Source organism: Ahrensia marina (assembly GCF_042140245.1).
Taxonomy (GTDB): domain Bacteria; phylum Pseudomonadota; class Alphaproteobacteria; order Rhizobiales; family MH13; genus MH13.
Genome location: NZ_CP159483.1, coordinates 492,877 through 504,515 on the forward strand (window position 1 = coordinate 492,877; position 11,639 = coordinate 504,515).

Sequence of the window (11,639 nt, forward strand, 5' to 3'; positions counted from 1 at the left end):
TTTGTCGCAACGGAATAGAACCGACATTCTGTGGGCGACTGTCAGTTCTCTAAGTCAGGAGGCCGGATGTAGGCTAGCTTCGGTGGTCGCCGCTGAAGCATCCAGGGTCAAAAGGCAGATCGCCAAGTTGCCGCTGGTCCATTGCTTGAAGGGCCGGGTGTGAGAGCGGATCTGCGCGATAGCGTCGCCGCTCCCTCAGTTTCTGGCAATGATGATAGCGCACCTGCTGATCCTGATATCGGTGCATGGAGTGTTTGAACAGTTGGTAAAGTGGTTTTAGCATACCTCTATCCATAAACTCGCCTTCTCAGAAATCCATGGATATCCTCATCACTTTGATATAGATTTTCTATATGAACCTTCTTAACCTCATTCACCTCAACGGCCTGCGTGCCGTCGAAACCGTTGGCCGGCATGGCAACCTTTCTGACGCGGCCAACGAACTTGGCGTGACGCCGGGCGCTGTCAGCCAACAAATCCTCAAAGTTGAAAAACAGTTGGACCGCCGGTTCTTTGAACGCACGGCGCGCGGGCTGGAACCAACAGCGTTGGGTGCCAAAGCCCTGCCCTATCTGACGTCAGGTATGCGCGACCTTGCCGCAGGTGCAGCGCTCATGCGCGGCGATCAAGATGACAGGCTCATCCTCTCCGTACCACCAGTATTTGCCGCAAAATGGCTGGTCTGGCGGCTGGGGCGGTTTCACGATGCACACCCCCATGTGACGGTTCGCGTTGATGCCACGATGAAACTGGTTGACATGCCAACCTCAGATGTTGACCTGTGTATCCGGGTGAGCGAGCGATCTTCACCTGATGTGAAAACAACCCGCTTGCTTCGTCAGCGCGTTTTTCCGGTGTGCAGCCCGGTGATTGCGCAGCAGCTTAAAACGCCGCGTGACCTTCTCAACGTTCCCGTCGTCCGCGACCAGCTTTCCATGTTTGATTGGGATCTTTGGTTTAACGAGGATGAGCCACGTGATGCTGAGCTGCAAAATGGGCCAACCTTTTCCGATGCGTCGTTGTGTTTGGACGCATGCATTGCGTGCCAAGGTGTTTTTCTGGCGTGGGATACAGTGGCCTGCGACGCACTGGCCGCTGGCTCGCTGGTGGCGCCGTTTGAGCGCAAAGTTGCAACGCCATACACCTACCAGCTTCTGGAACGACCGGGCGCACTGAAAGGTCGTGCGATCAACCAGTTCAAGACGTGGCTGATCGACGAGTTACGCGGCTCTCTTGGTGATGCGGTCGATTGGTAGACGAACACGCATAAAAAGATGCCTCGGCGCTATGGCCCGCGACTGGAACCTGCTAAGGCGCGGCCATGAAAAGCCCGACCACACCCGTCCTCACCCTCGCCTTCGTCGCCCATGACGCCAAAAAAGATCAGATGGTGGAGTTTGCCAAACGCCATGCTGAAGCGCTGCGCGGCCATCGTATCGTGGCCACCGGCACGACAGGTGGTAAAGTGAAAGAGGCTGCCCCGCACCTGCCTGTGAGGCTTCTCAAAAGCGGCCCTCTAGGCGGAGACCAGCAGATCGGTGCCTTGATCGCGGAAAGTGGGATTGATGCTCTGTTCTTCTTCGTCGACCCGCTCTCGCCGATGCCACACGATGTGGATGTTAAAGCGCTGATGCGGTTGGCACTTGTCTACAATGTACCCATGGCGCTTAACCTTGCGACGGCGGAAGCGCTTTTGACGGACCTTGTCGCCACGGTTCCCGACCGTTAAAGCGGTTTGACCGCGACGCTCCGTCGCTCTCTTCATTTCTTTTTCAAGGCCCACGCCATGGCTGAACGTCGTCGCCCCGAGCTTGTTACCCCATTCCCTGTGCTGATCGCTGATCTCGGCGGCACTCATGCTCGTTTTGCTCTGGTGAGCGATGCGCATGCCAGGGAACAGGGGTTTGCGCAGGTTCGTACACGCGAACACCCAGATGTGGAATCGGCCATTCAAACCGGGGTGCTCGACCAAACCTCGCTGATCCCGCGCACGGCTATCTTAGCAGTTGCTGGCCCAACACTTGGCGACACGTTCAAGCTGACCAATGCCGATTGGGAAATCGACCCCAAGCGCATTATCGACCGTTTGGGCTTTGATTGCGTGATTGCGATCAATGATTTTGAGGCACAAGCTTTGGCGCTGCCGGATCTTCAACCACAAGACTGGCATGTCATTGGCACCAAAACACCGTCCCGCCGCGGGACCAAACTGGTGCTTGGCCCTGGTACCGGTCTTGGCGCTTCAACGCTGGTCGACTCGATGGGCATGTGGATCACAGTCCCTGGAGAAGGTGGCCATGTGGCCATCACACCGGAGAATGACGAGGATGATCGCCTTTTCGCGCACCTCACACAAGGTGAGCAGCGCCGACTTGGCGGCGAGCAATTGGTATCCGGCGAGGGTCTAGAAAGGCTCTATCACGGCCTGGGGGCTGTTGATGGCGTCGACGCCCCACTGGTCAAAGCCGCTGACATCACCGAAGCGGCCAATGCAGGTGATGCTCTGGCGATCAAGGCGGTTGAACGCTTCGTGGTTTATCTTGCGCGCGTCGCGCGCGAGTTGGCCTTGGCGGTTATGCCAACCGGTGGCGTGTTTATCGCCGGTGGCATCCCACCACGCATTCTGCCGTTTATTGACCGTTCTGATTTTCGCGCCGTTTTTGAAGCTGGATATCCGCACGAAGAGAATCTGCGCGAGTTTGCCACCGTCGTCGTAACCCATGAGCGCCCGGCCCTTGCTGGCCTTGGTAGCTTTGCCCGCACACCAACCCGCTTTATGGTCGATGTGGGTGAGCGGATGTGGGTACGTAGCTAGCGCGCTGCCCCTAACGTTGTTTGCCTGGTCCGTTCCAAGGGTCCTCAGGCCAATCATGCTTCGGGTAGCGGGCACGCATATCTTTGCGGACATCTTTCCAGCCAGCACGCCAGAAAGCTGAAAGGTCGGATGTCAGCGCTATGGGACGCTGCGCGGGCGAGAGCATTTCGATCAAAAGAGGCTGATCATCCACGCCAAAGGTTGGGTGGGAATCCAGGCCATAGAGCGCTTGAGGCCGCACCGAGATCGCTGGTCCTGCAGGATGATCGTAGAGGATGCGTGTCCGCTGATCACCTCTTAACCCGACCGAAGACGGCCACTGCCTTTCAAAGGCCTGGCGTTCATCCCAATCAAGGGCAGCCTCCAAAGCCTTGTGCAGACGTTCAACGGAAAATGGCGGTGCGCTGGTGCCTTCCAGGAGCGTAGGCAGCCACATATCGAGACGATCCATCAGCGCGTTGGGTGCGGCGCGTGCAGCGTGAAAAGCCTCATGACGGGCAAGCAAAGCAAGCTTTGCTTTGTCCCGTTCAGCCAAGCTTGCAAGACCTTTGGCTTGCACATGCGCGATGATCTCCGGCAATGCATCCATGCCGGTTTTGCGTGGTTGCGCTTCAGAAGAAAGGGCAATCGCGCCGAGTCTTGTTTCTTTGCGAACGCGTACGGTCCAACTGGTGGGATCGAAGGTCTTCACCTCGTCTTCGATGATCTGCGCAGCAAGTTCATCACGCACCACGTCCTCCGCAACAGGCACAGCAAGGCGTATATCTGGAACGCGTGCGGTTCCGGTTTTACGACCGCCGCCCAGATCGACCACCACAAGGTAAGGCGCGTTGGCGAGTGGCTGATGGGTTTCCAATGTGGCCTGCATGCCCTGGGCGAGCTTGTACGTTGCACGCTGGCCATCATCTTTTTGACGCTTGGCAAGCCGATCTGGATAAGCACGCAGCAGATGCAGGGCGAACGTTGCCTCGTCAGGTATCGGATGAGACTGTGCCTTGCCTAAGAACCTGGCATGCAGCGATCGGAGCCGCTTGGCGATGTGTCGATCCTGCAAGGCCGACTTAAGACGCTGTGCCCCGTTGAGGACGCCTCGTTCGGCGAGTTCACCTGCCAGTATGGCGGTCCATGCCGCATCGCTTTGTTCGTTGCTGCGTGCACGTTCCAGCATCGCGGCAAGGCGCGGATGGGTGGGTCGGCTTGCGATCTGTGCGCCCAACTGGGTCCCAGCTCCCCTGTAATCCAGGGCTCCGAGACTTTGTAGCAAAAGTCCTGCCTCATCCCATGCGCGCTGCGGTGGCTGATCAAGAAAAGGGACTGCATCACGCTCCAAGGCGCCCCAAAGCGCCATGGTAAGGCGCGCGCTGGAAAGGTCCGCATCGAGTATTTCAGGACGATCTTGCGCCGGTCGACCACCTTCCTCCTCCCGCCGCCAAAGCCGGATGCAGTGGCCAGGTGTCAAGCGACCCGCGCGCCCGCGCCGTTGATCGATGGACGCACGGCTGGCAGCTTTGGTTTCTAACCGTGTGACACCACGCACCGGGTCATAGGTTGGCCGTCGAGCAAGGCCAGAGTCGACCACAATACGAACGCCGGGAATGGTGAGACTGGTTTCCGCGATAGCGCTGGCAACAACCAGTTTACGACGCCCTTCAGAATCAGGCTTCAGAGCGGCGTCCTGCGCTGGTCTTGATACCGCTCCATAAAGGGCATGCACGGCGACCTGATCGCTCACCGCTTGGCGTAATGCCGAGCAAGCAGCTTCAATTTCTCTTTGGCCAGGCAGAAAAATCAGCCCATCACCCTCAAAACGCTTCAGGGCTTTGATCGCCGCTTCGACCACACCATCGACGGCGGGCAAGCTTGTCGGTTCGTGGTGTGTTGTGACGGGAAACATGGCGCCGTCACTGGTGATCGTTTCACACCGACCGTGATCAGCGAAAAGGCTCTGGAACTTCGCACCGTCGACGGTGGCCGACATCGCCATCAGACGCAGATCCGGACGTAATACAGTGTGCGCTTCCAACGCAAAGGCAAGACCAAGATCAGCCGCCAAGGCGCGTTCATGCACCTCATCGAACATCACCAGTCCAACACCGTGAAGTTCTGGAGCGTCCGCGATCATGCGCGTGAAAACACCATCGGTGACCACTTCCAGTTGGGTGGAACGGCTCACATTGGTATCGAACCGCACCCGATGCCCGACTCGTTGGCCAACCTTCTCTCCCAGCTCGTCAGCCATGCGTCTTGCTGCTCCAAGGGCCGCCAGTCTCCGTGGAACCACCAGGATGGCTTTTTGATTGGCAAGCCATGGCTGATCGAGAAGCGCCAGCGGAAGACGGGTGGATTTACCAGCACCTGGCGGCGCTATCAGCACCACATGCGAACGGTCAGCAAGCGCCTGCTGAACAGCAGGCACGCTCTCATCGATGGGCAAGGAAGGTGAGGTATCAGCAGACATGGTGGGCTTGGCATTCGCGTCCGCTCAATCTTTGTCAACCTTAACCCAGCGTTAAACGGCCGTCGCTACACTGACGGTGCTTAGAAGTTGCGTTTTGTAGAGTATGCCTGGGAGTAAACGACATGGCCCATCGCGCTGAAACACCGTCTCTTCGCGCGCGCCTGTCGCTCGCTCGTCCGATGCTTTTTCGCGCTGGACTGCTCGGCCTTTGTGCCGGCCTTGTGATCATCGGGCTGATGGAAAATGTCACCCGGTTCGGCTCCCCGGACACTTTGCGATCTGATGCCCGCGTGGCTCCTTCAAGTCTCAGCTTACCTGTTGAATCGGCTCAGGCACGCGCTGATCGGATGCAAGTGGCTGCGCGCACGGAAAATCCAGCGAATGTGACGCTACGATAGCCTTTCATCGGCCCAGTGAGCCGAGCGTTTGCATGTCGTAATATCCCCATTGGGCAATAATCCTCTGGTTTATTTCCAAAAATGCGATAAGTTGGGTGAGGAGCTCAACCATGTCGTCTACATTTGACAAGCCAAAATCGCCTCCGTCGCACCAGCCAGTTACGGCTGATACCCATAGTGCAACCGGGTCAAGCAATGTCGATCTGAAGGCGCTTGCGCAGCATTTGGGTCTATCCAAAGGCACCATATCGCGGGCTCTCAACGGTTACCCTGAAATCGCTGACCGCACCCGTGCGCGGGTTCTGCAAGCCGCCGCCGAACTGGGTTATAAACCCAACCGGGCCGCCCGTCGCTTGGCGACGGGACGCAATGAAATGGTCAGTTACATTGGTGTTGGGTCAGACTGGATGACGGTGGAGCGGTCCTTTTTGGGCGCTCTCTCCAACACGCTGTCCTCGCGCGGGTATGGCTTGATGGTGTCGCTGGCCGACACGATGGATCACGCCGAGACGACGATGCGACAGTTGATCGAGGACCGGCGCTGTGACGGTTTTGTGCTGAGTGCCGCATTCCCATCTGACGGGCGCATTTCTCTGGCGCTGGAACACAGTGTACCCGCTGCGGTAATCGGCGGAGCTTCCATGCGATCGTCACACACAGGCGCCTTGCCGACCATCGGCATCAATGACAGCGCCGTGTTGGATGGTTTGGTCGACTATCTCAATTCACTTGGCCATGAGGCATTTGCCTATTTTGGGTGTGATGCACCGCAAACCATTCAAGAGTTGCACAGCGAAACGCTGGCAGCCTCGTGCAGCAACCGTAACGCTGTTTTTGTGCGCAGCATCCGATCCCCGGTGGACGCAGTGAAAACACCGGAAACGCTGCTTTTGGAAACTGAAACGGCAACGTCGCTGACCGAACGTGCAACCCGCATTCTCGACAACAAACCAAGCGGGCCGACCGCAGTCTTTTGCGGGTGTGAGCGCACCGTGGTCGCACTTTACATGGCTGCACGTGATCGTGGGCTTTCCGTTCCCGAAGAGCTTTCGATCATCGGCATTGGCTCAAGCTCGCTGGCATCTTGGCTCTCAGGCGGACTTTCAACGGTCAGTTGGTCGTTGAGCGAAGCGGGGCGCCTTGCCGCCGACTGTGTGCTGGCACAAGTGGAGGGCACGGCTTCGCCCGATCTCAATGCTGGCATTGAGGCAGAGTTCCTGGCGCGCTCCAGCCATGGTCCGGCACCGCGTATCGCCTGATTTTGACGTCAGAACGATACGTTTGCAGACCATGGCGCCTTTCTGATCAACGTCCCAGACCTATCTTGCAAAAGTGCTGTCAAGCATTTGTGATGTGCATGTGTGTTCGTGCGCAGGCATGAGTGCGGCCAATCCATTTGCGCCAGCGCGTTCTATGACTTTTTGAGGGTCTTGCCATGATGCCAACAACTGTTCTTCGACCATTGCTCGTCAGCACCATCTTGCTGGGGTCTACTCATCTTGCGACCGCTGATAGCCTGGCTGATTTTGACGCCTTGGCAGAGGCAGCGCGCGGCGAGACCGTGTTTTTCCACGCTTGGTCAGGTGATCCCACCATCAATGCTTACATCGAATGGGCGGGCGATGAGATTGAAGCGCGCTATGGCATAGAGCTGGAGCATGTGCGCGTCACTGACACCGCCGATGTGGTTGGTATCGTGCTTGCGGAAACGGCCGCAGGTCGTGACACAGGCGGATCTGTAGACCTGGTATGGATCAATGGCGAGAACTTCATTGCGCTGAAAGATGCTGGCTTGCTCTACGCGCCTGGTGACGAGGGCTGGGCGCACCGTCTGCCCAATTGGGACGTTGTGGATGTTGCCGGCAACCCGTCACTGACCACTGATTTCACCGTGCCGGTGGAAGGTCTGCAAGCGCCGTGGGGCACGGTTCAGTTTTCCTTCTACTATGACAGCCAAGAGCTTGAGACGACGCCGTCCAACCTGGATGAACTGCTCGCTTGGGCTGAAGAAAATCCTGGTCGCTTCACCTATCCGCAACCACCCAACTTCCTGGGCTCCACCTTCCTGAAGCTGCTGCTTGCCTACACAATTGATGATCGTGAACGGTTGGGAGCGCCTCTGCCCGAAGGAGAAGCGGACGCTGCGCTGGAGCCGCTGTTTGCCTATCTGGACGAACTTCATCCGCATCTCTGGCGCTCTGGGCGCACCTTCCCCGCCAACCAGGCCGCGCTACGCCAGCTCTATGCAGACGGAGAGTTGGTCATTGGTTTTGCCAACAATCCCGCTGAGGCCTCTGGTGCGGTTGCACGTGATGAGTTCCCCGCATCGACACGTTCTTTTGTTTTCGATGACGGCATGATCGCCAACTCGCACTTTGTTGCCATCCCAGCCAATGCCAACGCGCCGGAAGCCGCACTCGTGGTCGCCAACTTTCTGATGAGCCCGGTTGCCCAGCTGCGCAAACAGGACCCAGCTGTGTGGGGCGACTTCACTGTGCTGGACATCTCAGCGCTTGATCAAAACGTCCAAGATGGGTTTGCAGCGCTTGATCTTGGCGCGGCAACACTCACGCCCACCGAGCTTGGCCCAGCCATCGCCGAACCTCACACAAGCTGGCTAACGGCCATCGAAGACATGTGGGCTGCGCGTTACCAAGGCGGTTAGTGCGCGAGACGAGGAGCGAGACAATGCCTTTTTGGCTGCGCCTCGCGCCGGGGTTCACCATTGCACTTCTTATCGTACCGGTGGCTGCCGGGCTGATCGCGGCGCTTTTGCCAGCGTTTGGGTTTTTCCCACCACTTGGCGGGACCAGCCTTTCAATAGAACCGCTGATGGACGTGTTTGCAGCGCCAGGCATTGGTCGGTCTATCGGATTGGCGGCGCTTGTCGGCCTGCTTTCACCGCTCATAGCCTTAACCCTTACCTTTCTGCTGCTTGCCTGTGTCTGGGACACCAAAGGTCTTTCTGCAGTACGCCGCATGGTGGCGCCCCTGCTCTCGGTTCCCCATGCCGCTGCAGCGGTCGGGCTTGCTTTTCTCATCGCCCCGTCGGGCTTTCTCTTTCGGCTTCTCTCGCCGGAGCTCACCGGTTGGGAGCGACCGCCCGATCTCCTGATCGTCAATGATCTGTGGGGCCTTTCCATGATGGCCGGGCTTGTGGCCAAGGAGATGCCGTTTCTGCTCTTGATGGCGCTCGCCGCCCTGCCAGCCTTGGACGGCTCCCGGCGACGCATGGTGATGGCGTCGATGGGCTACGGTCGTGGGACGGGGTTCTTCGTCGCCGTCGCGCCGCAACTCTACCGGCTGATCCGCCTGCCGGTTTTTGCCGTGATTGCCTACGCATCCTCAGTGGCCGATGTGGCTATTGTGCTCGGCCCCACAACACCTGCTCCCTTGTCAGTGCGTATCTTGGAGTGGGCATCTGACCCTGAGCTTGCAACACGCTTCACCGCAGCGGCGGCGGCATTGATCCAGATCGCGCTGACCCTCTGCCTGCTTGGGGTTTGGGTGATCGGTGAAAAACTTGTCGCGCATCTCTGGATGACCTTCGTCACCTCTGGCGTGCGCTCCGGTGGCGGACGACTGCCCCGGATCGTTGGACTTACGATCTCACTGCTGCCGATGCTTACCATCGCCTTTGGGCTGGCCCTGCTCATCGTTTGGTCATTTGCCGGGCGTTGGCGCTTCCCTGACACTTTGCCGGCCAGTTGGAGCTTTCGCGCTTGGGAGCAGCTCGGCAGCGGTGCCATGGAACTTGCCACCACATCGCTTGTTGTGGCGATTGTTCCAACCATCATTGCGGCGGTTTTGATCATAGGCTGTTTGGAAGTGGAGCACGCGACTGGTCGCACCGGTGGAAAGCGCTCGCTTCTTATCCTGTATGTTCCTTTGCTCGTGCCACAGGTGACGTTCCTGTTCGGCCTTCAATTTCTGGGCGTGGTGCTGCGTGTCGATGGCATGATGGTGTCGGTCATGTTCGCTCATTTGGTGTTTATTCTGCCCTATATGTTCCTCTCACTTGCCGACCCTTATCGACGGTTTGATCCGCGCATCTTGCACGTTGCAGCTGGTCTCGGCATGGGCTTCTGGCGCCGATTGTTTCAAGTGCGATTGCCGATGATGATTGGTCCGATCCTCACAACGCTCGCCATGGGCATTGCGGTTTCCATCGGTCAGTATCTGCCAACGCTGCTCATCGGCGCAGGTCGTGTGCCAACACTTACCACCGAGGCGGTTGCGCTTTCAGCCGGAGGTGATCGACGCGCTCTGGCCGTGGCTGCAACCTTGCAAGCGCTGTTGCCTTTTGTGGCGTTCTGGATTGCGCTGGCGGTACCGTCGTTTCTTGCGCGCAGACGCCGGGGCATGCAAATCCGATGAGAATGAAGCCGAACCACGCCGAAGCATTGGTCCTTGAAAAAGTCGCCATCCGTTTGGATGGACGTACCCTTATTGATATCTCTGCGCGTGTCGCGCCAGGCAACGTTCTGACCGTGATGGGGCCGTCTGGTTCGGGTAAGTCGACCCTGTTGCACGCTTTGGCGGGTTCACTTGCACCGGTGTTTGACCTTTTTGGTTCGGTGCGGTTGGGCGATGTTGATGTGCTGTCTCTGCCCGCTGAAACGCGGCGTATGGGCCTTCTCTTTCAAGATCCGCTGCTGTTTCCACACCTCTCAGTGTGCGGCAATGTGATGATCGCAATCCCACGCGATGTTTCCAAAGCCCGGGGCGAGCGTCAGCATCTGGCCGAGGACGCACTGACCGCCATCGGCCTTGAGGGGTATGGTCCACGCGATCCAGCCACTCTTTCAGGCGGCCAAGCTGCACGTGTTGCCTTACAACGTACGCTGCTTTCCGGGCCGCGCGCACTCCTGCTCGATGAACCCTTTTCCAAGTTGGATGCCGCGCTGCGCCAAGACATGCGTGCGCTAGTGTTTGACCACGCCCGTGCTCGCAACCTGCCAGTGATTTTGGTAACCCACGACCCTGCAGACGCAGAGGCTGCAGGCGGTGAGGTGTTTACGCTTACCTAGAGCGTTTCCACCAAACGCCGGATCACTCGTGCGTCACAAAAGGCGTTTGAGCGTAAGCGAAAGCAAGCGTTTTGTTACTCTGTTTTTGGTGGATTTGCTCTAGCGGCTAAACAAGCGGCCCACGTGCTTGGCTTGGCAATGCATCCAAGACCCTTACCAGAGCGGCTAAGTCATCCTCGCGCGACAGGCGATGATCGCCATCTTTGATCAACGTCATCACCACGTCTTCGCCGGCCAACGCTTCCATAAGCTTCAAAGCATGGGTGTGCGGCACATCAGGATCCGCAACACCTTGTAGAATGCGCACAGGACAGGCGGTTTCGATCAGCCCATCCAAGATCAGATGGTTCTTGCCATCTTCAATGAGGTTGCGCGTAATGATGGTTGGCTCGGGATCATAGGGGCTAGGCTGAACCAAGCGTCCTTCTTCCACAATGGTCTTCTGCTCAGCTTCCGAAAATTTCGGCCACATAAGCTTTTGGGTGAAATCGGGGGCGGGAGCGATGAGCACCAAGGCTTTGATGCGGCTGGCACGACCGTCAACTTTGGCGCGCTTGGCTTCTTCCATCGCCAGCAAAAGCCCGATCCAGCCACCCATGGACGAACCGACCAAGATGCTCTCATCTGAGGCTTCTGCTTCAATCATCGCCGCCGCATCATCGCGCCAGGACCCGATGGTGCCGTCAACAAAAGCTCCACTGGACTGGCCGTGACCGGCATAGTCGAAACGCAAGCAAGCCTGACCGCGCTCTTTGGCATATTCCTCGACCTTCATCGCTTTGGAGCCCGTCATGTCGGAACGAAATCCGCCGAGCCAGACCAACGTCGGTCCATCACCATCAGTTTTCTCAAAGGCAAGCTGGTGGGTGCCACGGTCAAGGAAGGATGGAGACATAAGATGTGCCATTTTGTGTTTCGCTCTCGCGCGGTATAGCAAG

The 11,639-nt window shown here is 58.0% G+C and carries 10 protein-coding genes; 8 read left to right on the plus strand and 2 right to left on the minus strand.

Annotated features, from left to right (window positions below; translation table 11 throughout):
- Positions 1-353 precede the first annotated feature (353 nt).
- The 3 genes from ABWH92_RS02410 (at position 354) to ABWH92_RS02420 (ending at position 2,815) form a co-directional block, all read left to right on the plus strand.
- Positions 354-1,256: a LysR substrate-binding domain-containing protein gene (locus tag ABWH92_RS02410; RefSeq protein ID WP_375571817.1), complete on the plus strand. Its 903-nt coding sequence runs from the start codon at positions 354-356 to the stop codon at positions 1,254-1,256.
- A 65-nt stretch (positions 1,257-1,321) separates the two neighbouring features.
- Complete coding sequence (locus tag ABWH92_RS02415) at positions 1,322-1,729, plus strand: methylglyoxal synthase (protein ID WP_375571818.1); 408 nt, start codon at positions 1,322-1,324, stop codon at positions 1,727-1,729.
- A 57-nt stretch (positions 1,730-1,786) separates the two neighbouring features.
- Positions 1,787-2,815 carry an ROK family protein gene (locus ABWH92_RS02420; protein ID WP_375571820.1) on the plus strand — a complete coding sequence of 343 codons (1,029 nt, stop codon included), beginning with the start codon at positions 1,787-1,789 and terminating at the stop codon, positions 2,813-2,815.
- Positions 2,816-2,825: 10 nt separating this feature from the next.
- Here ABWH92_RS02420 and hrpB read toward each other — a convergent pair whose 3' ends face one another.
- A complete protein-coding gene (hrpB, locus tag ABWH92_RS02425) occupies positions 2,826-5,273 on the minus strand; it encodes an ATP-dependent helicase HrpB (protein WP_375571822.1) in 2,448 nt (815 codons plus the stop codon).
- Positions 5,274-5,395: 122 nt separating this feature from the next.
- On the opposite strand from hrpB, the gene ABWH92_RS02430 reads away from it, so the two are divergent.
- The 5 genes from ABWH92_RS02430 to ABWH92_RS02450 all read left to right on the plus strand — a co-directional run bounded on the left by ABWH92_RS02430 (position 5,396) and on the right by ABWH92_RS02450 (position 10,701).
- Positions 5,396-5,671: a hypothetical protein gene (locus ABWH92_RS02430; RefSeq protein ID WP_375571824.1), complete on the plus strand. Its 276-nt coding sequence runs from the start codon at positions 5,396-5,398 to the stop codon at positions 5,669-5,671.
- Positions 5,672-5,781: 110 nt separating this feature from the next.
- Entirely contained in the window at positions 5,782-6,930 is a 1,149-nt protein-coding gene (locus tag ABWH92_RS02435) for a LacI family DNA-binding transcriptional regulator (protein WP_375571826.1), read from the plus strand.
- Between the two features lie 179 nt (positions 6,931-7,109).
- Positions 7,110-8,336, plus strand: coding sequence for an ABC transporter substrate-binding protein (locus tag ABWH92_RS02440; protein ID WP_375574163.1), 1,227 nt, complete (start codon positions 7,110-7,112; stop codon positions 8,334-8,336).
- Between the two features lie 23 nt (positions 8,337-8,359).
- Positions 8,360-10,048, plus strand: a complete 1,689-nt coding sequence (locus ABWH92_RS02445) for an ABC transporter permease (protein ID WP_375571827.1) — start codon at positions 8,360-8,362, stop codon at positions 10,046-10,048.
- A 2-nt stretch (positions 10,049-10,050) separates the two neighbouring features.
- Positions 10,051-10,701 carry an ATP-binding cassette domain-containing protein gene (locus ABWH92_RS02450; protein WP_375571829.1) on the plus strand — a complete coding sequence of 217 codons (651 nt, stop codon included), beginning with the start codon at positions 10,051-10,053 and terminating at the stop codon, positions 10,699-10,701.
- Between the two features lie 106 nt (positions 10,702-10,807).
- On the opposite strand, the gene ABWH92_RS02455 is transcribed toward ABWH92_RS02450, so the two are convergent.
- A complete protein-coding gene (locus tag ABWH92_RS02455; RefSeq protein ID WP_375571831.1) occupies positions 10,808-11,596 on the minus strand; it encodes an alpha/beta hydrolase in 789 nt (262 codons plus the stop codon).
- Positions 11,597-11,639: the final 43 nt, after the last annotated feature.

Coding starts and splice junctions, on each gene's coding strand:
- ABWH92_RS02410 (WP_375571817.1), top strand. CDS start 354: ATGAACCTTCTTAACCTCATTCACCTCAACGGCCTGCGTGCCGTCGAA.
- ABWH92_RS02415 (WP_375571818.1), top strand. CDS start 1,322: ATGAAAAGCCCGACCACACCCGTCCTCACCCTCGCCTTCGTCGCCCAT.
- ABWH92_RS02420 (WP_375571820.1), top strand. CDS start 1,787: ATGGCTGAACGTCGTCGCCCCGAGCTTGTTACCCCATTCCCTGTGCTG.
- hrpB (WP_375571822.1), bottom strand. CDS start 5,273: ATGTCTGCTGATACCTCACCTTCCTTGCCCATCGATGAGAGCGTGCCT.
- ABWH92_RS02430 (WP_375571824.1), top strand. CDS start 5,396: ATGGCCCATCGCGCTGAAACACCGTCTCTTCGCGCGCGCCTGTCGCTC.
- ABWH92_RS02435 (WP_375571826.1), top strand. CDS start 5,782: ATGTCGTCTACATTTGACAAGCCAAAATCGCCTCCGTCGCACCAGCCA.
- ABWH92_RS02440 (WP_375574163.1), top strand. CDS start 7,110: ATGCCAACAACTGTTCTTCGACCATTGCTCGTCAGCACCATCTTGCTG.
- ABWH92_RS02445 (WP_375571827.1), top strand. CDS start 8,360: ATGCCTTTTTGGCTGCGCCTCGCGCCGGGGTTCACCATTGCACTTCTT.
- ABWH92_RS02450 (WP_375571829.1), top strand. CDS start 10,051: ATGAAGCCGAACCACGCCGAAGCATTGGTCCTTGAAAAAGTCGCCATC.
- ABWH92_RS02455 (WP_375571831.1), bottom strand. CDS start 11,596: ATGTCTCCATCCTTCCTTGACCGTGGCACCCACCAGCTTGCCTTTGAG.